The sequence below is a fragment of the Arthrobacter sp. NPDC080031 genome, assembly GCF_040702485.1.
In the GTDB taxonomy this organism is placed as follows: domain Bacteria; phylum Actinomycetota; class Actinomycetes; order Actinomycetales; family Micrococcaceae; genus Arthrobacter.
The window spans coordinates 24,416-46,775 of record NZ_JBFBLA010000015.1; the positions used below are offsets into that span (position 1 = coordinate 24,416).

Below are 22,360 nucleotides of genomic sequence, written 5' to 3' on the forward strand. Positions count from 1 at the left end.
AGTTACACCAGCAAGTCGATGCTTAAATCCTTCCCTAGCTCTTCGGCAAGCCCGGCGGGTTCAGTTCAGACTTCTGGATGCCTTCCGCGGTGAGACCCCAGCGGTCCAGAATCTTGCCGTACGTGCCATCCTTGATGAGCGAGTTCAGGCCTGCCTGCGCTGCCGCAGCGAAGCCGTTGCCCTTCTTGGTGGTCACCGCGATGCTCGCCTTGAGCGGCCACCCGCCGTCAACCAGGCCCACGTTCTTGGTCTTGCCATCGGTCTGCGACTTGTAGGACGCTGTCGCGTTCGGCCCGAACGTCAGGTCCGCGCGGCCCGACTGAAGCGCCAGCGTGGAGGCCGAGTCGTCGTCGTAATACTGGAATTCGACCGGCTTCAAGCCGTTCTTCTTGTTCTCGGCCTCCCAGCGCAACAGGATTGCTTCCTGGTTGGTGCCCGAGCCCACAATGATCCGCTTGCCCGCCACGTCAGGAGCCGAGTCCACCTTCGTGATGGAGCTGTCGCTCTTGGCATAGAAGCCCAGTTTGTCCTCGCGGTAGCTGGCGAAATCGAACTTGAGCTTGCGCTCTTCCGTCACGGTGACGTTCGAGATGACGGCCTCGTACTTGCCCGATTCCACGCCCAACGGCCAGTCGGCCCACGCCGTCGGGACAATGTCGGGCTTGAGTCCCAGCGATTCTGCCAGCGCGACGGCGATGTCCACCTCGTTGCCCACCGGCGTCTTGTTGTCTGTGGCATAGACGGCGAGCGGCGCGGCGAAAGGACTTACCGCGACCGTCAGCTTGCCATCCGCCTTGACCGACTGGGGCACCAGGGCGGCGGCCTCCGGCGAGACCTGCACAGGGAAGCGGTTCTGTTCCGGCGACAGGTTGAAGGTTTTGCTGGCGGAGGCGGACGACGACGGCGCTGGCGCGGCTGAGGCGCCCGGGTCCGAGCACGCGGCGAGACCGAGAGTTGTGGTCACCGCGAGTGCCAGCGCCGTGCCTGTTTTGAGGCGTGAAATAGCCATGAATGTCCCCTTCGAGAGTGATGGATGGTGTGCGTTGCAGCAACTATCCGGCAGGGCCCGGTACCGGTCAAAGCGCTGTGAAACGCGGGGATACAGGGGTTAACGGAAGTTCATTCGAGGTCCCGAGGAGTCACACTCGGGCCACGGTGTAGGCTTCCCACACACAACCGCAGGCACGTGAGGAGATTTTTCGTGAGCAACGAGCAAACCCCGGTTATACAGGCGCTGGATTCCTACGCAGCTGCTGTCCACGCGAAAGATGTTGACGCATTCACGGCGCTCTACGACGAGAACGTGCACATTTACGATTCCTGGGGACAATGGCAATACACCGGAATCGAGGCTTGGCGGTCGATGGCCGGCGAATGGTTCTCTTCGCTTGGCGATGAGCGCGTTCAGGTCGAATTCAATGATGTCCAGTCCGTCGCGGGGGAGGACTTGGCTTTCGGGCATGCTGCTGTGACCTTCGCCGGGATCTCGGCGGAAGGCGAACGGCTGCGGGCGATGACCAACCGCTTCACCATTTGCCTTGAGAAGAAGGACGACACCTGGAAGATCTCCCATGAGCACTCTTCCCTGCCCATCGACATGGAGACCGGCAAAGGCATCTTCACGAGCTGAGACGGAACCCACGCAGGCCAGAGAAATAACCCGGACGCCGTCGTCGTTGTCGCAGGAGTGGCCGGGGAACCGGCCCCCCGAGCAAAACCACCTTCGAAAGGCCGGCATAACGTGACTGTTCCCCTCTCCATCCTCGACCTGGCAATTATCGGCAAAGGCCAGACGGCGGCGGAGAGTTTCGCCGGGAGCGTCGCTATGGCGCAACTGGCCGAACGGCTCGGCTACCGGCGGATCTGGTACGCCGAGCACCACAACATGGGCTCGATCGCGTCCTCGGCCACGAGCGTGCTGATCGCCCACATCGCGGCCAACACGAGCACCATCCGGCTCGGTGCCGGCGGGGTCATGCTGCCCAACCACTCGCCACTCACCATCGCCGAGCAGTTCGGTACCCTCGAGACGCTGCACCCGGGCCGCATCGACCTCGGCCTGGGGCGGGCGCCCGGCAGTGACCAGAACACGATGCGTGCACTCCGCCGCGACCCCATGTCTGCGGACACCTTCCCACAGGACGTGCTGGAACTCCAGGGCTACCTCACTGGCCCCACGCGGATCCAAGGTGTCGAAGCAACGCCCGGCAAGGGCACCAACGTACCCTTGTACATCCTCGGTTCCTCCCTGTTCGGGGCGCATTTGGCGGCGCAGCTCGGCCTGCCCTACGCCTTCGCCTCACACTTCGCACCCAACGCGCTGCAGGACGCCGTCGCGGTCTACCGCCGCGAGTTCAAGCCGTCCGATCAGCTGCCGGAACCATACGTGATCGCGGGAGTGAACGTGGTGGCCGCGGATTCGGCGACCGAAGCCCAACGGCTCTTCCTTGAGGTCAAGCGGGACCGCGTCTCCCGCTTCCTGGGCGGCGGACGCGAATTCACCGACGCCGAAGCGGATCTCATCCTCGACTCGCCGCAGGGCCAGCACATCGCGCAAATGGTGAAGTACTCAGCCGTGGGCACACCGGAAGTCGTGCGCGATTACCTCGAGGAGTTTGCCCGCCACGCCGACGCCGACGAACTGATCGTTGCGCACCAAAGCACGGGCACGGAGCAGCGGTTGCGTTCCGTCGAGCTGGTGGCGGAGGCCGTGGGACTGACCAGGGTATAGCGGCTCGCGTCACGCCGAGCAGACTTTTGTAGCGTCCGACGACGGTCTGCCGCGGAATTGCGCGGAACGCACCGCTGCGCCGGGCCAAAAGAATGCGTGGCGTGACACGGCGCCAGGGTGTGCCTCGCCAACCAGGAAAACTCGTTACACCCCGGCAATATGCGGGTCATGGAGGCGAAACTCCCCGGGCGGAAACTGGACGAATCCACCCTGGAAGGATCGTCCCCCATGGCTACTCCGCTTAATTTGTCCGTGGCCGATTCGGCACTGCTGACGAAGTCGCTTCCGCTGGGCCTCCTGCGGACCGTCGTCCAGTCCGAGGCCGCCCACGACGGAATCACTCCGGAGCTGCTAGCGGAACTCAGGATGCTGGCCCGCACTCCGGGGCTCCTGGTGGCCTGCAACTATGGTGGAACCCTCTGTGCTGCGGAAGGCGTATCCACTGAGACGCTCCCTTTGGGGAGTGCCGCCGTCGCGCTCCGGGCACTGGCAGCGCTGCCGAACACGCACACGGCCGTCATCTCCGGCAGGTCGCTGCGGGACCTTGCCGCGGTGTCCAGGCTCCCGGCGGAAGTCCACCTCGTAGGTTCGCACGGCGCCGAGTTCGATATGACCTACGCGTACAGCGTCTCGATGGCGACGGAAGCCGTCCTCCAACAGGCTGCGACCGCCCTGAATGAATCCATCGGTTTCGAAAAGGGCGTCAGCATCGAGCGCAAGCCCGTGGCGGTAGCCATCCACACCAGGCCGGCCACACCTGCCGTCGTGGCACGGGTGACGCGAGAGGCACACCAGATCGCCCGTGAATTGGGCCTGTTTTTCATTGTGGACGGATCCGTACTGGACCTGTCCATCGTGGAACCCTCCAAAGACGCCGCGCTGGAGCATCTGCGTACACAGTTGGGGGCCAGCGCGGCCCTGTTTGCCGGCGACGCCGACAGCGATGAGCTCGCGATCGCCACCTTGCGGGGCCCGGATCTTGGCCTGCACGTCGGAGATGGAGAAACCGCGGCGCGCCACCGTTTGCCGGACCCGGAGGCCTTCGCCAAAGTGCTCGCCATCCTGTTCGAGCTGCGGCGCGCGTGGCTGTTCGGCGAGGACGCGGTGGGGCTGGAGCGGCATTCGATGATCGGCAACGGGACGTCGACGGCGTTGCTCACCCCGGAAGCCAAGATCTGCTGGATGAGCCATCCCCTCCCGGATTCCGGCTCCTTGTTTGCGCACATCCTTGGTGGCGACCCGGCCGGCCATTTCAGCGTGGAACCGGTCAAGGCGTCGAAGGTGCTGGGCCAGCGCTATGTGGACAACACCATGATCGTGGAGACGCGCTGGGCGGACGTCACGGTCACCGACTACCTCGAGCCGGCACCGGACGGCATCACCAGCCTGGTCCGGGTCCTGTCCGGAACCGGCAGCGCGCGGATTGTTTTCGCACCGCGGCCGGACTATGCCAACGCACCGTTCAACATGGAAGTCCGCGGCGAAGAGCTGCACGTCGTGGGTACCTCGGATCCCATCATCCTCTTCGCTCCCGGGGTGTCCTTCACGGTCACGAGCGACGGCAAGCACGGCACCGCAACCGCGGAAGTCAGCCTCGCGTACGGGCCTGTCGTCATGAACCTGAGGTGCGGAGACACCGAGCCGACGACGCCGGACCCTGCCGGAGAGCTCGCGCGGCGGGCCGCCGTCGCGCACCAATCCCGGCAGTGGGTCCGCGGGCTGGAACTGCCCGACATGAAACCGTCGCTGGTCCGGCGCTCGGCACTGGTCCTGAAAGCGCTGGTGCACGAGCCCACCGGCGCTGTCCTCGCGGCTCCAACCACGTCGCTGCCGGAAGGGATCGGCGGCACCCGCAACTGGGACTACCGCTACTGCTGGCTCCGCGACGGCTCCATGACGGTCAATGCGCTCGTGGACCTGGGTTCCACCGAGGAAGCAGACGGGTTCCTCCGCTGGCTGGGCCGCATCCTGGAGAATGCTCCAGGTCCGGAATGGCTGCATCCCCTGTATTCCGTGACCGGCTCCCCACTGTCGACGGAGGCAATTATCGAGAGCCTTCCAGGTTATGCCGGCTCGCGGCCCGTACGGATCGGGAACGCCGCCGACCACCAAGTGCAGCTGGACGTCTTCGGGCCGATCGCCGAGCTCATCCAGACCCTCAGCAAGCGCGTCGGCACCTTGCCGGACGAGCACTGGCGACTCATGGAGCAGATGGCCTCGGCGGTCTTGGCCCGCTGGCACGAAGCGGACCACGGCATCTGGGAAGCCCGGCGGGCGCCGCGGCACCACATCTACACCAAAGTGATGTGCTGGGTGACCCTGGACCGGGCCATGCAGACGGCGGTCCGGTTCCGGCGCCCCATCGGGGCCGAGTGGGAGGAAACGGCCAACGTCATCCGCGCGGAAGTCCTCCGCGAGGGCTGGGACGATTCAGCGAACTCCTACACCGTGGCCTACGACAGCCCGGACCTTGACGCGGCCGTGTTGCATATCGGACTGTCGGGCCTTCTGGACGTCCGCGACCAGCGCTTCCTGGACACCGTCACCGCCGTCGAGCGGGAACTCCGGGTGGGTCCCACCGTGTTCCGGTACAGGTACGACGACGGCCTGCCGGGTCTGGAGGGCGGGTTCCACATCTGCACCACCTGGCTCATTGAGGCGTACCTGGCCGTGGGCCGGCTGGACGACGCGCTGGAATTGTTCAACCAGCTCGTGGCGCTCTTCGGTCCCACCGGTCTGCTTCCCGAGGAATTCGACCCGGGCACCGAGACCCACTTGGGAAACCACCCACAGGCGTATTCGCACTTGGGCTTCATCCGTTGCGCACAGCTGCTGGACAGGTACCTGGACTCGGTGGACGAAGAGTAGGCGCCGACCCAACTGACTCGCACTTAATGTCGTTTTCGGCGACCAAAACAACAACAAGTGCGAGTCAGTTGGGCTAGGTGAGCAGCAGGGCCACGGCGATCATTGCCGGGACGGCCACCACCGTGGTGATCAGGACCGTATCCTTGGCCACGGTGATTCCCGTGTTGTAGCGGCTCGCGGCAACGAACACGTTCTGCGCAGTGGGCAGGGCCGCCGTGACCACCACGGCGAACAAGGCATGCGCCTCCAGGCCAAGCGCGAAGCGGGCGAACAAGTACGCCATCGTGGGGTGGACAAAGAGCTTGAAGCCGCTGGCCAGAAGCGCGTCCGTCCGGCGGCCTGTGTCCTTTTGCAGGGGCCGGGAGCCGTTCAGGCTCATCCCGAACGCCATCAGCATCGCGGGAATGGCGGCACCCCCGATCAAGTGGATGGGGTCCATGATGAGCGAGGGCACTTGCCAGCCCGTTCCAGCCACCACCAAGCCGAGGGCCGATCCCACGATCATCGGATTCCGGACGATCATCAGGACGAAGCGCAGGGGAGTAGTGCGGTGGGCGCTGGTGCTCGCGTCGAGCGCCATCAGGTACATGGGAGTGAAGAATGCGAGCTGGAAGATCAGGAGTGGAGCCACATAGCTTGCGTCGCCCAGGACGAACACGGCGATGGGGATGCCGAGGTTCGCGGAGTTGGCCAATGAAGCGCTCATGGAGGACATGAGCGATTCCGGCAGGGAGCGTTTGAGCCAGAACTTCACGATGAGGAAGAACAGGCTGCCAGTGACGACGGCTCCCACCGCCGTGACCAGGAGCGGAGCGGCGAAGATGTCGCGGAGATGGGCCTTGCCCAGGGTTTCAAAGAGAAGCGCGGGGCTCGCAACGAAGAAAGTGAGGCCGCTGAGGACCGAACGTGCGTTGTCGCCCAGGATCCCGCGCTTGCCGACGAACATGCCCACCAGAATGATGGCCCACACCACGAAGAACCCGGAAAGGACGCCCAGCATTACGGCATCCGGAGGGGGATGGGCGCAGGACGGCGTGGGTTCACAGTCCCAGCCTAAATCAGCTTTATTCGCCTATAGGGCCCGACGGCGGCATGTTCCGCCATGTGGACTGCGAAGAAGCAGTGCCCGCGGGGCGGCGGAAGAGGGAAAGCTAGTTCAGCTCTGCGTTGTTGAGGGCGTGCGGCGGGCGCATAACGCCGGGAGTGATGCCTTCGGCCGGATCGCTGCCGAGCTGGACGATTTTGTTGGCCCTGTCCACATGGACAACCTTGGGTTGGTAGGACTTGGCCTCTTCGGTGGTCATCTCAGCGTAGGTGATGAGAATGACGACGTCGCCCACGTGCACCAGGTGCGCTGCGGCCCCGTTGATGCCGATGACGCCGGAGCCGCGCTCGCCGGCAATGGTGTAAGTTTCCAGGCGCGCACCATTGGTCACGTCAACAATGGAGACGAGTTCGCCCGGGAGAATATCCGCAGCATCCAGCAGATCCAGGTCGACCGTCACTGAACCTACATAGTGCAGGTCGGCATGGGTCACCGTGGCACGGTGGATCTTGGACTTAAACATTGTGCGGTTCATAACGTGACAAGTTTAGCGCGTGGCCGCTCGATCGCCGGGTGATGCCTGACACAGGTGCCGCAGCTACGCCTGCTTGTTGAGCGTTCTGCCGATGATCGCCTGCGTCAGCGCATCCACGACCTCTGCGTTCGCCAAAGGGTTGCGGATCAAAGTGAAGTCGACGTCGCCCACGGGCGGGAGGTCGAAGCGCTTGGTGATCACGGTGAGGTCCTCGGGGACAAGTGAGGACGGCATCACGGCGACGCCGATGCCCGCGCGCACCGCTGCCAAGACGCCGGCGATCTGCTTGGTCGAGCACGTGACCCGCCACGTCCGGCCCATGGCTTCCAGGGCGTCGATGGCCAGTTTCCGGCTGACGCTCGGGGCCGGGTAGCAGATCAGCGGCACAGGGCTGGCCGGGTCCAGCACAGTCTGTTCGACGCCTACCCAGGCAAACTTGTCGTGCCGGACGACTGTGCCGTCCTTCGCTTCGCCCACCCACTTCACAAACACAAGATCCAATTGGCCCGCGTTGACGCGTTTGTAGAGCTGGTCGCTCTGGCTGACGGTGAGTTCCAGGTTGATCTGGGGATACAGCTGCCGGAACTCGCGCAGGATCCGGGGCAAGCCCGTAATGGCGAGATCGTCGGCGGTCCCGAACCGCAAGCGGCCGCGCATGGCGGAGCCGGAAAAGTACCTCGCTGCGGAATCGTGGGCGGAGAGGATGTTTCGGGCGAAGCCTGCCATGGCATCGCCGTTGTCGGTGAGCCGAACATCCCGGGTGTCGCGGGCTACGAGCGCCCGTTTGGCTGCGGTCTCCAGCTTTCTCACATGCTGGCTGACCGTGGGCTGGGCCAGGCCGAGGCGCTCGGCTGCCTTCGTGAAACTCAAAGTCTCGGCCACGGCCAGGAAGGACCGCAGCTGCACAGGTTCGAACACGGGACTCCTTGAATAGCTACGTTCACCGCCGCTAACGCCGGTGTATTGCACTTCGCAATGCTAGTTATACGGCCAATTCACTTCCATAATCACCGCGGCCAACCCTAGCGTTAAAGGCATCCCAGCGAAACGCCTATCCAAGGACTACTTTTGGCACCCCCACCGTCCTCAGCGGCAAACGTCAGCCAACCCACCATCGATTCACTCGCTGCAAGCAGCAGAATTCCACACGCTGCCGAGCCGGACACGGCAACCCAGCCAATCGCCGTCGTCAGTGAAAGGCTGCCTTGGCGGCACACCTTCATTTCCCTCAAAGTACCCAACTTCCGGATTTTCGCCGTCGGCCACTTCGTCGCAGTCATCGCACTCTGGATGCAGCGGATTGCCCAGGACTGGTTGGTGCTCCAGCTCTCCGGATCCGTCACCGCCGTCGGAATAACCGTGGCATTGCAGTTCATGCCGTCGCTGTTCCTGGGCCCGTGGGGCGGCATGATGGCCGACCGCTTCCCCAAGCGACGCATCCTCATCCTGTGCCAAAGCGTCGCGGCCTCCCTGGCGGCCATCCTCGCCGTGTTGGCGCTGAGCAACCACATCGAGGTGTGGCACGTTTACGTGATCGCGTTCGTCCTGGGCCTCGTGACGGTGCTCGACCAGCCTGCCCGGCAGGTCTTCGTCAACGAGCTCGTGGGACCGAAATACCTGCGCAACGCCATCAGCGTCAACTCCACCACGTTCCAGTTGGGCGGCCTCATTGGTCCCGCACTCGCTGGCGTGCTGCTGACCGCGGTCGGCGCGGGCTGGGCCTTCGCGGGGAACGCTGTGGCCTGCTGCTCCACTGTCACCATGCTCCTGATGCTCCGCAAGAACGAACTTTATGTCAGCACGCCCGTGCCAAAACGCAAGGGAATGCTCCAGGAAGGCCTTCGATACGCCCTCAGCAAGCCCACCATCTACTGGCCGTGGCTCATGGCCGGCTTTGTAGCGGTCTTCGCGATGAGCCTGCCGGTGCTCCTCGCTGCCTTCGCGGACCACATCTACCATGCCGGTGCCGGCGGCTACGGCTTGCTCAACGCGATGGTGGCCCTTGGCGCGCTGACCGGAGCAATCGCCTCGGCACGGCGCCGGCAATTGCGCCTGCGCTCGGTGGTGCTGTGCGCGGGGATGTACGGCTTGATGCTGTGCCTGGCGGCGTTGGCGCCGTCCATGGTGTGGCTCTCGGTTGGCATGGTTCTTTCCGGATTCTGGTGCCTCATGTTCCTGACCGCCGCCAACCAGCTGGTCCAGGTCAGTGCCAACATGAGCATCCGCGGCCGCGTCATGAGCCTCTACATCATGGTGCTTATCGGGGGACAAGCCATCGGTGGACCCATGATGGGCTGGCTTGCCGAGCACCTGAACCCGCACGCAGCGCTCTTGGTGTCAGGCGGGGTGCCGGCGCTCGCGGCCGCGACAGTCGCCGTCGTGCTCGCCCGGAGGTCCGAGTTGCGGCTCAAAGTGAACGTCCGGGATCGACGCCGGATGGTACGGATCGTCGCCCAGTCGGCGTAGCGGAGTAACGCCCGAACGCGGCTGAGCCGGGCACCCACGAGGCGCCCGGCTCAGCCGCATTATGGGACTTCGGGGCGATTACGCCGCAAGATGCGGATAGTCCGCCGAGCGCCCTTGGAACTGGAGCACGTCCGGGTTGCGGATGACGCCGTCCCGGATTTCGATGGCCCGGGAGATCGTCTCGTTGGCGTCCCAGGCCTCGGGGCCCGAAATGACGGTTTCGATGAACGGCAGGAGCGCCTCGCTGATCTCCCAGCTGGACGAATTCCACAAGTACGACGGGCTGTGGTCCACGGCGTAGTAGTTGATGTGGTCGCCCACCGTGAACATGGGTTCGGCGAACGTCGTGGTCCGCGCCCAACTGAAGCCCATGCCTTCGTCGCAGGAGACGTCAACAATCAAGCTGCCCGGCTGGAACGCGTCAAGGTCCTCGGTCCGCAGGTATGTCAGCGGCGAGTTCGGGTCCTGTAGCGTGCAGTTGACCACGATGTCGCTCGCGGCGAGGAACGGAGCGAGTGGCAGGCGGCCACGATCGGTGATGACCTCGCTCAGGAAAGGGGCGTTCTGGTCGTGGTCGAACTGCACTATCCGCACCGAGTGGATGGGGGAGCCGACTGCCGCTACGCCGCGGTTGGTCAGCACCTGGACATCGTGGATGCCGTGGGCATTCAGGGCTGTGACCGCGCCACGCGCTGTGGCCCCGAAGCCAATCACGACGGCGCTCAGCCGCCTTCCGTAGTCACCCGTCGAGCCCGTCAGGGCAAGGGCGTGGATGACGGAACAGTAGCCCGCAAGTTCGTTGTTCTTGTGGAAAACGTGAAGCCCGAAGCCGCCGTCGCTGGCCCAGTGATTCATCGCCTCGAACGCGATCAAGCTCAGCTTCTTGTCGATGGCTAGCTGCGTGATCGCCCGGTCCTGCACGCAGTGCGGCCAGCCCCAGAGGACCTGCCCGTCGCGGAGGCCGGCAAGGTCTTCCGGCTGCGGCTTGGGCAGGAGAATGACCTCCGAATTCGAGATCAGTTCCTCTCTGCTTGCCATGCCACCGACCAGCGGCTCAAGTTGGCTGTCTGAAAAGCCGAAGCGCTCGCCGTAACCGCGCTCAAGCCGGATGTGTTGCCGGAGTTCCGGAGCAATACGCTCCAGGTGCAGGGGATGGACGGGCAGCCGGCGCTCGTCCGGCTTCCGCGATGACGACAGGATGCCGAGGGTCATGGCGCCTATATGGCCGATCACTTTTTGTTGCCGGTTGCCGGCTTGGCCACTGTTGTTGCGGAGGACTCTGAAGCCCTTTTGTCAGCGCGCTTTTCCTTGATGGATTTGCCGGATTTTTTCGATGCAGCTTGGCGAGGTGATTTGTCAGCCATGATCGCTCCCTAGAGCAGAGCCGAAATGGCTCCTAGCTCCTGACGATACACCCACAGGCTTGGGCATCTTGTATCCGGGTGGCCGTTCGGTTCCAGGGAAAATAGGCCAATTAGCAAGAAAATGGAGCGGGCGACGGGAATCGAACCCGCGTATCGAGCTTGGGAAGCTAGCGCTCTACCATTGAGCTACGCCCGCAATGCTCCGCAAACCAGCCGGAGCAGATCCCAGCTTAGCGCAGATGGAGCGCGGATCCAGACACAGACTCACCGGCGTCACGGTCTCATCAAATTCCCCGCGGAGCGCGTAAAGATTCGGTTAAGCCTCGACGCGGGTGTGTTGCGTCGCGCCACGCCTGACTATTCTGTAGCAGTTAGCTGCTGCGTCATGGGGAACCCGGCTATGTCCTAGAGCAGTACGCCGAAAGAGGATTCCGTGGCATTTGCAGAGCATGAAGTACTCATTGGCCGCGACGCCATGACCGTTTACCAATTCCTGGTGGACGGCCTCAATAATCCCCTGTGGCGCAGTGGAATCCGCAGCATCTCCCTCCGTTCCGGACATGCCGGCGAAAAGGGTGCTGTTTACCAGCAGACCCTGGCGGGCCCGGGCGGGCGTCCGGTCGCGGCCGACTTCCAAATCACTGAAGCCAGGCCGGGCGCTGAGGTGCGGTTCGCCGTCGTCGCCGGTCCTGCGCGGCCCACCGGCGGCTATTATCTCAGCACCGAGGGCCCCAATACCCGCCTCCGGTTCGCCCTGGAGTACCACCCCAAGGGCCTTCAGAAACTCATGAACAGCATGATCCAGAAGACCATGGAAGACGAAGTTGTCCAGCTGGAGCAGCTCAAGTCGGTCATTGAGGAGCAAACCCCGGAGGCTTAGCGCTACTGCGCCAGCTTGAGTCCGCCCAAACCGGTGACCGGAGTGCTCGGCGTCGTGAGGCGTCCGCCGGTCAGGTCCCAATATTCGATGGTTCCGTTGCTCAGCAGGCCAGCGATTCCAGTGGTGTTGAGACCCGTGACACCGTTGAGCGAGCGCAATCCGGAGTAGTCGGTCCATCCGGTGCCCACTACCAGCCGGGCTTCTGACTTCGGCGTGGTGAGCCCGGAGCCGCGGTAGAGCCGCAGGTTCCCGTTTGCTTCCACGGCCAGCAGGTCCTGGAAGCCGTCGGCGTCGTAGTCCACCATGCTGAGGCGGATGGCACTGAGGCCCGAGCCCACTTGGGTCCGCCCCACCATGCCGGTGAGCCCCTGGTTCCGGTATAGGTAAAGCGCGCCGCTGGAATCAACGGCGAGAATTTGCGGGAGTCGGTTGTTGCCGCACCAAGTGCCCACCGCCATGGTCATCGATTGCCAACCCGAGGAGCCCAACATCACCGGGGCTTTGAATCCGCCATTCACCACCCCGGGGTAGAGCAGGAGCCTGCCGTCCAGCATTTGGACGAGGACGTCGATCACGCCGTCGCGGTCCCAATCCGTGGTCATCACTTCTTTCGCCCCGGCGAAACCGGAGCCGACCGCCCGGGCGGGACCGAACGTGCCGTTGCCGAGTGCCGGGTAGTCCCTTAGGTTGCCCGAAGAGTCGACGGCGACCAGGTCACCCGCGCTGCGGATGGCCGCCGCACTGAGGTCCAGCGTGGGCGGCTGGTGCTTCACGATGGGGTCGCAGACAGTCGGGGCAGGAAGTTGGGGAGGGGCTGTGCCCGCGCCAGGGCTGTTGACGGTGCCTGCGGGAAGCGTCGTATAGCCGAAGAGATTGACCACGCCCCACATCGTGTAGCTATTGGGGGTGGTCTGGTAGTTGCCGTCCGTGAAGGTGATCCCGACGCCAATCACGTTGAAACGGGGATCACGCAGCAGCGCGTCGTGGGCCGGCGAGCTTTTCCACCATTCGACAAGCTGGGCGGCGTTCCGATCCCAGCGGACCGCGATGATCTCGCCCGCGCCGTTGTTGGGATTCAAGGCCCTGGGATCGGTCCAGAAGTTGCTGCGGTGTTCAATCACCTGGCGGCTGGCAATGTTGTTGGACCAGTCCTGCGAAAGAGTGGACACCGTGGGGTTGTACTTCACCGGATTCAAGCCAAGCGACGTCCTGTAGGCATTGATGGCATTGAACACGGCCAGCACCTGGGCGGAATTGTCGTCGTTGACCAATGCTTGCGCCGAGACCAGCGGGACAGCTGCGGGGGAGGACTTCGTCGGCGCTTGGGCCGGATCCGGCTGCGGGACTCCCCCTGGCTGGCTGCCGGGGAGCGGATCCGGGCCGGAAGCCGGCGGAATGGAGGGCACCGGGGGCGGGCCGCCCACTGCCTGGGGCGACGTGCCGTTGCCCGGGGCGACGGCGGGGCTTGGCTGTGCGGGCGGGGTCGCCGCTTGGACGGCTGACGCAGTGCCCGCACCGGCGGGGGATGCAGCGGGGGCGGCTGCAGCTGCTGGTCCTGCGGGGGTGGGCGCCGTGGCCGTTGGCGACCCCGGCACAGGTGCGGCCTGCGGAAGGCCGGATCCCGACGGCGGTGCGGACGCCGTCGTCGTACTTTCAGCGCCTGCGGTGGTGCTGGAGGTGGGAGGCGCGACGGCGGCAGTACCTGCGGGGGGAAGCGGTACGGCAAGGGGGTCGGAGGCAGGGGCCATCACCGTGAGAAGGCAGGCCGCCAACACGGCGACGGGCACCGCAATTCGTCTCAATGTTTCCCCAGATTCGCGTCGTGCCACCGTTCCCAAAGGCAACAGCGGTAACGGTAGTCTATGTGGTGCACTATAGTCCCATGCGCCACTCCGGCACCACGGGGTGCGGTGTGCATACGGTACTTTTGATCCTGTGCTGATCTCTGACCGCGACATACGTGCCGAAATCGACTCCCGACGTATCGTCCTGGAGCCCTACGACCCCGCGATGGTTCAGCCGTCCTCGGTGGATGTGAGGATTGACCGCTTCTTCCGGCTGTTCGACAACCACAAGTACGCCCACATCGATCCCTCGGAGGAGCAGCCTGAGCTGACCCGCCTGGTTGAGGTCGAGGGCGACGAGCCTTTCATCCTGCACCCCGGCGAGTTCGTGCTCGGTTCAACCTACGAGACCGTGAGCCTGCCGGACGACGTCGCCGCACGACTTGAAGGAAAGTCTTCGCTGGGGCGCCTCGGCTTGCTGACGCACTCCACGGCGGGCTTCATCGACCCCGGATTCTCGGGCCATGTGACGTTGGAACTCTCCAACGTCGCGACGCTGCCCATCAAATTGTGGCCCGGCATGAAGATCGGCCAGTTGTGCTTCTTCCGGCTCTCGTCGGCCGCTGAGCATCCCTATGGTTCCGGCGGCTACGGCAACCGTTACCAAGGCCAGCGTGGCCCCACCGCGAGCCGCAGCCACTTGAACTTCCACCGGACGGCCGTTTAGCCGCTCGAGACGTGAGATCTCGCCTCTTTGAAGGTAGGAAAGGGCCGAGATCTCACGCCTCGCTGACCCACCCGGCGCGGCCAAGGGCGGCTCGCACTCGGTGTACGACGCCGTCGAACCCGCACGCTTTCACGTGCCGTGCCGTGATGGTCACCGAGGTCCAGCCGATCGCTGCAATGGATTCGTCTCGGCGAATGTCTGATTCCTTTTGCTCGGCCGTCAGGTGGTGGCTGCCGTCGTAGTTGACGGCCACTTTGTACCGGGGGAACGCCATGTCCGGCCACGCCAGCTCCCGGGCACTTGAATCCTGGACAACAAACCGCAGTTCAGGTTCCGGCAATCCCCGCCGGCCGATGGCAAGCCGGAGCTTGGTTTCCGGTACGGAGTCGGCGCCAACCCTCGCGAGTTCCAGTGCCAGCCGGGCGTTCCTGCGTCCACGGATGCCAGGGTTTCCCTCTACTTGCAAACGCAAATCCTCAAGGGTGCAAAGCGCGGCGCGGTTGTGGCCGAAACTGCGGGATTGTCTGCAGATGAAGTGGTCGGCCGCGGCCACGAGATCGTCCAGGGGCAGCAACGCCGCCAAATCAAGCCACGTTCGGGCCGGACTCGTTACAGGGACGCCGTCAATGGTCCGGCGATCGGCGGCCTCCAAAGCTACTCTGCGCCCGGCGACCCCCTTGCGAACCGGCCGGTTCCCGCCGTCCCACCGGAGCAAATGCACCAGCGGCTGGCGTTCGAGATCCAAGGGGAGGGGACAGCGCCACAGGATTGCCGCCGTCGGGCCGCAACACACCGTCCCGGGCGAGATGCGGGTCAGTAGGCGTGCTGTGTGGGAGAGCTCCTGGGCGGCGCCCCAAGGAACACGGACTCCACGGCTGGCCACGCGAAGATCCTTGTTCCATGCCCGGTTATCCGGAACCCCCGCATCGCGTTGCTCGGAGAGCGTGAACGAGCGGCCCCTGAGGGCTTCAGGAAGAGGTCGGGGACTGCGCATGCACCAATTCTTGGCACAACGCAGGGGTCCCCAACTGGTTATCCACAGTGGGGAGGAATAGTGCTGGGCCGCCTACAGATCGAGAGGTGAGATCTCGCCTCTTTGAAGGCTCGAAAAGGCCGAGATCTCACGCCTCGAAGGACCCAATGGGCTCCGATGCCTTCGGTTTGCGCGGGGACTTGCGGAAGGCCTTGACGGTCGGTTCCACAAAACGGGCCGCGAGCGGTCCAATGATGGCCATGAGCAATACGTACGCGGTGGCGAGGGCGGCAAGTTCCCGAGGGACGGCCCCGGAGGTCACGGCCAGCCCTGCAATGACAATCGAGAATTCGCCGCGCGCAATCAAGGCGGCTCCCGCGCGGAAACGGCCGGGTACGGCGATCCCTGCCCGCTTTGCCGCCCAGAATCCGGTCAACACCTTGGTCACGGCTGTCGCGAGAGCCAGGAGCAGCGCCCAGCCCAGCACGGGCGGGATGCTGGACGGGTCCGTGTTGAGGCCGAAGGCTACGAAGAAGATAGCCGCGAAGAGATCCCGCAGCGGTTCAAGGATCCTCGTCGCGTTGTGGGCGGTTGCCCCCGAAATGGCAATGCCCAGCATGAATGCGCCCACGGCCGCGGAAACCTGGAGGGCGGACGCGATGCCGGCCACCAGAAGCGCGGCCCCGAGGAGATTGAGCAGGAAGACTTCGGAGTTTTCGCTGTGCACGGCCTGGGATACCCGATGGCCGTGTTTCAGGGCCACCACCAGCACGAGGGTGACGACGGCCAATGCAATACCCACCGTCTGGAGTCCGCCCAGGAAGCCCACGCCTGCGAGGATCGCAGTCAGGATCGGAAGGTAGATGGCCATGGTGAGGTCTTCGAACACCAAGATGGCCAGCACCACTGGTGTTTCGCGGTTACCGATCCGGCCGAGGTCCGTGATCACCTTCGCAGCGATGCCGGAGGAAGAAATATAGGTGACACCGCCCATGACGATCGCGCCCACAAGTCCCCACCCGAGACCCGCGGCGATGCCAGCGCCCGGCAAGAAGTTCAAGACCAGGTCCAACACGCCGGCTTGCCAGGAGCGCCGCAGTCCGGTGACGAGTTCCGCGGCCGTATATTCCAAGCCGAGCATCAACAGGAGCAAGATGACGCCGATTTCGCCGGAAAGATGGGCGAACTCGTGCATGCCATCGAGCTTGATCAATCCACCCGCCCCGAACGCCAGTCCACCCACCAGATAGAGCGGAATGGGGGACATGCCGATCCTGCCCGCCAAACGCGCCAAGAGGCCGAGACAGAAGACGACTGCGCCCAGCTCAATGAGGGTCAGGGCCAGGGGGTCCATGGACTTCAGCCGTTGCGCAGAATGGCAGCCGCAGAGTCAAGACCTTCCTGCGTACCGACAGCCACCAGCAAATCACCTGTGTGAAGGACGACGTCGGGAGCCGGTGAGGGAACCACTTCGCCTTCGCGCATGATCGCCACGATCGATACACCGCTGCGGGTGCGGATCTGGGCTTTGCCCATGGGCTGGTTGTTAAAAGGGGAGTCCGCGGTGATGGAGAACTGCCGCGTGACAATGCCCGGGATTTCCTTGTGGGCTTCGGCCAGGCGCATGGCGATGTGCTGCCCGCCCAGGAGGTTGCCCAGGGCGGCGGCTTCGTCTGCGGTCAAGGGGATGGATGCCTGGCAGGTATCGGGATCGTCCCATGTGGAGACGAAAAGCTCGGTCTCACCTTCCCGCATCTCGACAACACCGATCCGGCGTCCCGAGGCCGTGATGAAATCCTTGCGGACCCCGAGGCCAGGAAGTTCTGTCTCATCCACGTTCATAAGACCACCCTAGCCCTCTTGAAGGGGCGGCGGAATGACGCCACTCGAGCCGCTGCGGAAAGCGGTGTGCGCCCTTCTAGGGGGTCAGCGCCAGTCCGCGCGCGGCGTCGTCGTAGTATCCGCGGTTGGCCAATCCGGCCGCTGCCGCCTCGTCGAGGACCACCACGGCGTCGGCATGCCATTGCAGGATCGAACCCGGGCAGGACGCGGTCAGCGGGCCCTCGACGGCGGCAGCGACCGCGGCGGCCTTCGCGGCACCGGTGGCGATGAGCACCAGCCGGCGGGCATCCAGCACGGTCCCCAGTCCCTGGGTGATGCAGTGGGTCGGGACATCGCCGTCGTGCTCGAAGAACCGGGCGTTGTCCTGCCTCGTGCGGGCCGTCAGCCGCTTCAGCCGGGTGCGGGAAGACAGGGAGGATCCGGGCTCGTTGAAGCCCACATGGCCGTTGGCGCCGATGCCCAGGATCTGCACGTCGACGCCTCCGGCGGCACCGATCGCGGCGTCGTAGGCGGCAGCTCCCGCTTCGAGCTCGGCCTGGGTGGTGCCGGCACCGTCAGGGACATTCAGTCCGGCCAGGGGAAGTCCGATCACTTCGCACACCTCGCGGATCAGGACCTGGCGGTATGACTGCGGGTGCTCCGCCGGAAGGCCTACATATTCGTCCAAGGCGAATCCCTGGGCGGCCGAGAAGTCCACGCGACCCGCGGCCGCTGCAGCTGCGAGCTCCGCGTACAGTCCCAGCGGAGACGAACCGGTGGCCAGCCCCAGCACTGCTCCCCTGTCCGCGGGAAGTCCTGAAAGGACGGCGTGGGCGGCGGCCGAAGCAGCCGATTCCGGAGTGGGCGTGACGATGACTTCCATGGCAACTTTCTGTCGATAGGCGATGCGCGCCGCAGTCAGGGTCTGGCGCTGCCGTTCAACAGCTCCGTCAGGGCCTGCGAGACCGTGAGGGACGCCCCATAGGTGACGATGTCCGCCCCGCCCCGCGGCCAGCCGCACTCGACGGCGATCACCGCGTGCCCCTCCGCCCTCAAACGGGCAAACACGGTCCACAGCGGGTGCTCGGCATCCAGGCCGCGTCCGACGACGGCGACCCGCGCGCCGTCGGGCACCTCGCCTTCGTGGACCACGGCCGAAGTCGTGGCAGCGGGGCCCCACGGCACGCGGCCGACGGCGAAATTGGACCCGGTTTCAACCTGGACGATCGCCACGGGTTCTTCCCGTGCAAGCCACCTTTGGGCCGCTTCGGACACCTCGAAGGCCTCTGCAATGCGCTCGCCGTCGATCGCCTTCGGGTGGCCGGGACCACCGGAAAGCTGCGGCTGGCCCTGCAGGCCGAGCTGGCCCCGGATGGCGGCCTCCTGGATTTCCGCTGCGGTGGCAGCAGGGAAACGCGAGGACAGTCCGGCCGTTCGGGCAACAGCGTCCGCGAGGCGCTCCATGGGCAAGCGCCCCTCTTCGACGGCATCGGCGATCGCGGTGAGCGTCTGTTCGAAGAGGGCCGGTCCTGTTTCGGAGCCAAGGCACAGCAGGTCCGCCCCGGCGATCAGTGCACGGACGGCTGCTTCCGGAACACCGGTCTGGGCGGACGCGCCGGCCATGTCGAGGGCATCCGTGATGATGACGCCGTCGAACCCCATCTCGCGGCGCAGCAGGTCCTGCAGGATGCGCGAGGAGAAGGTGGCGGGGTGGTCCGGGTCGAGGGCTTCGACCAGGATGTGGCTGGTCATGACCGTGGCGCCGTGAGCGGCGACGAGTGCACGGAACGGGACGAGTTCGCGCGCATCCAGTGTTGCCGCGTCGGCCGCGACCCGGGGGAGCGCCAGGTGGGAGTCCGTGGTCGTGTCGCCGTGGCCAGGGAAATGCTTGGCACAGGAGGCCACACCGGCGTCTTCGAGGCCGCGGATCCAGGCGGCAGTGTGCCGGGCTACCAGATCCGGTTCGGCCCCGAAGCTGCGCACGCCGATCACGGGATTGTCCGGGGCGGAATTGACGTCCGCATCGGGGGCCAGGTTCAAGTTGATTCCCAGGCCTGCGAGTTCGTGGCCGATGGCGCTGGCGCTGGCAGCGGTCAGTTCGACGTCGTCCAAACGCCCGAGCACCGCGTTTCCGGGCTGCGTTGATCCCGTGAGGTAGTGCAGCCTCGTGACGTCGCCGCCCTCTTCGTCGACGGCGATGAGGGTGTTTGGGGAATGCGCGCGGAGCCCAGCGCAGAGCTCGCGCAACTGGACGGGGGACGCAACGTTGGTGCCGTAGAGGCACACAGCCGCCAGCCCGGCGTCGTACGCTTCAAGGATCCAGACGGGGACGGCGATACCGGTGAATCCGGGCATGAGGGTGCCTGCCGCGAGGCGGCGGAGGTGGGTGCGGGCGAGCCCGGTGGCAAAGGACTGAGTAGCGGGGGACTGAATTGTTTCCATGTCCGGTTCCTTCGAAGGATGCTTGGTGGTTAGTCAGGGTTGGAAACGGCGGGGGCGCGGCACTCAGGCCACGCCAAGCTGGTTCCACAGGACCATCACGGCGGCTCCGCGCAGGACAATGTCCTGCGCGTCTGCCGCGAGACGGACGGACACCGGTGAAGGGTCCTGGTGCAATAGCCGCTCAAGCAAGGTCTGCTGGACGGCGTTGAGAAGGGGGCCTTCCAAAAGCTCCCGGGGTCCGCTGAGGACCACTTCGCCCAAATCGAGGGCGCCAACCACGGGCGCGAGGGCGATGGCGAGCCGCTCGCCTGCCTCCCGGAGTACGACGTCGGCCGCGGCGTCCGGTTTGGAACTCGCCGCCGCTTCGGCCAATGCCCGTTCGAGGCTGGGGACGGACATCCAGGTTTCGAGGCAGCCAGTCTTACCGCACTTGCACAAGCTTCCGCCGTCGGTGCCGACCGTGACGTGGCCGATTTCTCCCGCTGCGGAGTGGGCTCCGCGGGCACGCCTGCCCCCCACAATGAGTCCCGAACCGACACCGCGGCCGATTTTCACGAGGACCATGTCATCACTGCCGCCGCCGAAGGTGTGGTCCGCGTGGGCTGCGGCGTCGGCGTCGTTGGAAACGAGGGTCGGAAGGCCAGCGCGCTCCTGGAGGAGATCGCGCAGGGCGACGTCCTTCCATTCGAAGTTGGGTGCCGTGGTTACTACGCCGTCCGCGTTGACGATGCCGGGGGTCCCGACGCCGATGCCCAACAACGTGGCGGTGGCGCGCCCGACAGCCTCCGAAGCGAGTTCGAGGACCTGGTGGACGACGTTCGGCCCGGTTTCCTCGGAGAGGGAACGCTCGACACGTTCGAGGATGTTTCCGTCAAGGTCCAGGACGGCGGCACGCAGCACGGAATTTTCCGCCAAGTCCATGCCGATCACCTGGAGGCCCCGGCGGTTGATGTCCACCAGGATGGCCGGCTTCCCGGGGCGGACTTCATCAGAGTGCCCCAGTTCCACGACGTGTCCGCGTTCCAGGAGGTCCGAGACGAGGTCCGATACCGTGACGCGCGTCAGGCCAAGGGTCCGGGATAGATCCGCGCGGCTCATCGCTCCTGCCGAGTGGAGCGTCTGGCGTACCAAGGAGAGGTTGTGGGCGCGCCCGTCGGAAGGCAGGGTTGCTGCGCCGGTTCGATCGGGGCGCTGGCGGTCGGTGTGAGGCCGGTCACGAAGGGCTTCCATGTCAGTTAGTAAACTCTACTAACAATTAGAAATCAAGAGTTTCGGCGAAAGCACAGGCTCAGCGAACGGGAACCGTGGCTCAGCGAACGGGAACCGTGGCGATTTCCGTCTTGTCGGGTGACTTGACGGGCAGGATCACCAGCAGGCCGGCCAGGAGCACCACCATGATGCCCAGGATTCCCCAGCGTTGGGCCCCGCCCGGGACCACGAAGGGGGTCGCCAGGGTGATGCACAAGGTAAAGAGGGCCGGTGCCAGGAAGCTCACCGCCCTGCCGGTGGTGGCGTAGAGCCCGAACAGTTCGCCTGATTCGCCGTCCGGCGCCAGCCTCGCGAGGTAGGCGCGGGAGGAGGCCTGGGCTGGTCCCACGAAGAGGCAGAGGAACAGCCCGAACACCCAGAAAGTGGTGCTGCCCGCCCAATGGGCTCCGAAGAACACGTAGTCGCCATTGCCGAGCGCCAGGATCGCCGTTCCCGCTACCAGGAGTCCTAGAAGGGAGATGACGATGACGGCCTTGGGTCCGATCCTGTCGTCCAGGAATCCGCCGATCATGGCTCCGACGGCGGCCACCACGTTGCCGAAAATCGCGAAGAAGATGACTTGTTTGAGCTCGAAGCCAAAGGTTCCGGCAGCAATGACTCCGCCAAAGGTGAAGACCGCCGCGAGGCCGTCCCGGAAGATCGCACTCGCGAGCAGGAAGTAGATCGTGTGCGGGCTCGTTCGATAAATGGCCCTGATCCGGCGGACAAGCAAACCATAGGAGGCCAGGAACCCGAGCCGGGATTCCGGTTTCTTGACGGAGAGTTCGGGAACGGCGAAGAGGACCGGCAGTGCGAAGATGAAGAACCAGAGCGCCGAGAAGACAGCTACGAGCCTGATATTCAGGCTGTCCTGGGTGGAGGCCCCGAACCACTCAAAAGAAGGCTGGACGAAAAGCTGCAGCACCGCGAGCAGCGCGACGATTCCGCCCAGATAGCCCATTCCCCAGCCGAAGCCACTCACTTTGCCGATATTGGCAGGGGTGGAGATCTGGGCCAGCATGGCGTTGTAATTGACCCCGGCGAACTCGAAAAACACATTGCCGAGCGCAACCAACGAGACGCCCAGCAGCAGGAACTCGGGCTTGGGGAATACGAAGAAGCACAAACCTGTGAGGACAGCCACGAGTGACGTGTTGACGCCGAGCCACAGCTTTCGGCGTCCACCGGAGTCGGAGCGCTGGCCGGTGACGGGCGCCAGGAGGGCAATCGCGACGCCGGCAATCGCCAAAGCGGAACCCAACGCCGCCGACGCGGAGTCTTCCCCGCCGAAGGCCTTGGATGTCAGGTAGACCGTGAACACGAAAGTGGTCATGACGGCATTGAATGCCGCGGAACCCCAGTCCCAGGATGCCCACGCAAGGATCTGGCCCTTGTTCGACAGGACGGGCCCTGAAGCAAGCTCGGATGCCGGGTGCGGGGCCTCAGGCGCAGTTGCCATGTTCATGGTTGATAAAC

General features: G+C 64.8%; 20 protein-coding genes and 1 tRNA gene. 6 read left to right on the top strand and 15 right to left on the bottom strand.

Annotated features, from left to right (window positions below):
* Nucleotides 1-34: 34 nt before the first annotated feature.
* Nucleotides 35-1,009: an ABC transporter substrate-binding protein gene (locus AB0323_RS13845; RefSeq protein WP_366177828.1), complete on the bottom strand. Its 975-nt coding sequence runs from the start codon at nt 1,007-1,009 to the stop codon at nt 35-37.
* 192 nt (nt 1,010-1,201) lie between these two features.
* Here AB0323_RS13845 and AB0323_RS13850 point away from each other — a divergent pair, with 192 nt between their 5' ends.
* The 3 genes from AB0323_RS13850 to AB0323_RS13860 all read left to right on the top strand — a co-directional run bounded on the left by AB0323_RS13850 (nt 1,202) and on the right by AB0323_RS13860 (nt 5,599).
* Complete coding sequence (locus tag AB0323_RS13850) at nt 1,202-1,630, top strand: nuclear transport factor 2 family protein (protein ID WP_366177829.1); 429 nt, start codon at nt 1,202-1,204, stop codon at nt 1,628-1,630.
* Nucleotides 1,631-1,741: 111 nt separating this feature from the next.
* Nucleotides 1,742-2,731 (top strand): LLM class flavin-dependent oxidoreductase, encoded by a 990-nt coding sequence (locus AB0323_RS13855; protein WP_366177830.1) that lies wholly within the window; start codon nt 1,742-1,744, stop codon nt 2,729-2,731.
* 228 nt (nt 2,732-2,959) lie between these two features.
* Entirely contained in the window at nt 2,960-5,599 is a 2,640-nt protein-coding gene (locus tag AB0323_RS13860) for a trehalase-like domain-containing protein (RefSeq protein ID WP_366177831.1), read from the top strand.
* Between the two features lie 73 nt (nt 5,600-5,672).
* Here the strand turns inward: AB0323_RS13860 and AB0323_RS13865 are convergent, their stop codons facing one another.
* From AB0323_RS13865 to AB0323_RS13875, 3 genes are all read right to left on the bottom strand, one after another.
* Nucleotides 5,673-6,599, bottom strand: coding sequence for an AEC family transporter (locus AB0323_RS13865; protein WP_366177832.1), 927 nt, complete (start codon nt 6,597-6,599; stop codon nt 5,673-5,675).
* Nucleotides 6,600-6,750: 151 nt separating this feature from the next.
* Entirely contained in the window at nt 6,751-7,179 is a 429-nt protein-coding gene (gene panD, locus AB0323_RS13870; RefSeq protein WP_366177833.1) for an aspartate 1-decarboxylase, read from the bottom strand.
* 63 nt (nt 7,180-7,242) lie between these two features.
* Nucleotides 7,243-8,097 carry a LysR substrate-binding domain-containing protein gene (locus AB0323_RS13875; protein WP_236813341.1) on the bottom strand — a complete coding sequence of 285 codons (855 nt, stop codon included), beginning with the start codon at nt 8,095-8,097 and terminating at the stop codon, nt 7,243-7,245.
* 150 nt (nt 8,098-8,247) lie between these two features.
* Between AB0323_RS13875 and AB0323_RS13880 the strand changes: the two genes are divergently transcribed.
* Nucleotides 8,248-9,645, top strand: a complete 1,398-nt coding sequence (locus tag AB0323_RS13880; RefSeq protein WP_366177834.1) for an MFS transporter — start codon at nt 8,248-8,250, stop codon at nt 9,643-9,645.
* Between the two features lie 78 nt (nt 9,646-9,723).
* Here the strand turns inward: AB0323_RS13880 and AB0323_RS13885 are convergent, their stop codons facing one another.
* From AB0323_RS13885 to AB0323_RS13895, 3 genes are all read right to left on the bottom strand, one after another.
* Nucleotides 9,724-10,857: a N(5)-(carboxyethyl)ornithine synthase gene (locus AB0323_RS13885; RefSeq protein ID WP_366177835.1), complete on the bottom strand. Its 1,134-nt coding sequence runs from the start codon at nt 10,855-10,857 to the stop codon at nt 9,724-9,726.
* 17 nt (nt 10,858-10,874) lie between these two features.
* Entirely contained in the window at nt 10,875-11,009 is a 135-nt protein-coding gene (locus AB0323_RS13890) for a hypothetical protein (RefSeq protein WP_264637052.1), read from the bottom strand.
* A gap of 122 nt (nt 11,010-11,131) precedes the next feature.
* Nucleotides 11,132-11,205, bottom strand: a tRNA-Gly gene (locus AB0323_RS13895).
* 237 nt (nt 11,206-11,442) lie between these two features.
* Between AB0323_RS13895 and AB0323_RS13900 the strand changes: the two genes are divergently transcribed.
* Nucleotides 11,443-11,889: an SRPBCC family protein gene (locus AB0323_RS13900; protein WP_364538920.1), complete on the top strand. Its 447-nt coding sequence runs from the start codon at nt 11,443-11,445 to the stop codon at nt 11,887-11,889.
* 2 nt (nt 11,890-11,891) lie between these two features.
* Here the strand turns inward: AB0323_RS13900 and AB0323_RS13905 are convergent, their stop codons facing one another.
* Entirely contained in the window at nt 11,892-13,691 is a 1,800-nt protein-coding gene (locus AB0323_RS13905) for a CAP domain-containing protein (RefSeq protein ID WP_366177836.1), read from the bottom strand.
* A 133-nt stretch (nt 13,692-13,824) separates the two neighbouring features.
* Here AB0323_RS13905 and dcd point away from each other — a divergent pair, with 133 nt between their 5' ends.
* Nucleotides 13,825-14,400: a dCTP deaminase gene (gene dcd, locus AB0323_RS13910; RefSeq protein ID WP_236813334.1), complete on the top strand. Its 576-nt coding sequence runs from the start codon at nt 13,825-13,827 to the stop codon at nt 14,398-14,400.
* Between the two features lie 52 nt (nt 14,401-14,452).
* On the opposite strand, the gene AB0323_RS13915 is transcribed toward dcd, so the two are convergent.
* The 7 genes from AB0323_RS13915 to AB0323_RS13945 all read right to left on the bottom strand — a co-directional run bounded on the left by AB0323_RS13915 (nt 14,453) and on the right by AB0323_RS13945 (nt 22,349).
* Nucleotides 14,453-15,394, bottom strand: coding sequence for a hypothetical protein (locus AB0323_RS13915; RefSeq protein WP_366177837.1), 942 nt, complete (start codon nt 15,392-15,394; stop codon nt 14,453-14,455).
* Between the two features lie 127 nt (nt 15,395-15,521).
* A complete protein-coding gene (locus AB0323_RS13920; protein WP_366177838.1) occupies nt 15,522-16,727 on the bottom strand; it encodes a cation:proton antiporter in 1,206 nt (401 codons plus the stop codon).
* 5 nt (nt 16,728-16,732) lie between these two features.
* Nucleotides 16,733-17,215, bottom strand: a complete 483-nt coding sequence (locus AB0323_RS13925) for a cation:proton antiporter regulatory subunit (protein WP_059389838.1) — start codon at nt 17,213-17,215, stop codon at nt 16,733-16,735.
* Between the two features lie 76 nt (nt 17,216-17,291).
* On the bottom strand, nt 17,292-18,077 hold the full coding sequence (locus tag AB0323_RS13930; RefSeq protein WP_366177839.1) for a glucosamine-6-phosphate deaminase: 786 nt from the start codon (nt 18,075-18,077) through the stop codon (nt 17,292-17,294).
* A 35-nt stretch (nt 18,078-18,112) separates the two neighbouring features.
* Entirely contained in the window at nt 18,113-19,636 is a 1,524-nt protein-coding gene (locus tag AB0323_RS13935; RefSeq protein WP_366177840.1) for a glycoside hydrolase family 3 N-terminal domain-containing protein, read from the bottom strand.
* Between the two features lie 63 nt (nt 19,637-19,699).
* Complete coding sequence (locus AB0323_RS13940; RefSeq protein WP_366177841.1) at nt 19,700-20,866, bottom strand: ROK family transcriptional regulator; 1,167 nt, start codon at nt 20,864-20,866, stop codon at nt 19,700-19,702.
* Between the two features lie 79 nt (nt 20,867-20,945).
* On the bottom strand, nt 20,946-22,349 hold the full coding sequence (locus tag AB0323_RS13945) for an MFS transporter (RefSeq protein WP_366177843.1): 1,404 nt from the start codon (nt 22,347-22,349) through the stop codon (nt 20,946-20,948).
* Nucleotides 22,350-22,360: the final 11 nt, after the last annotated feature.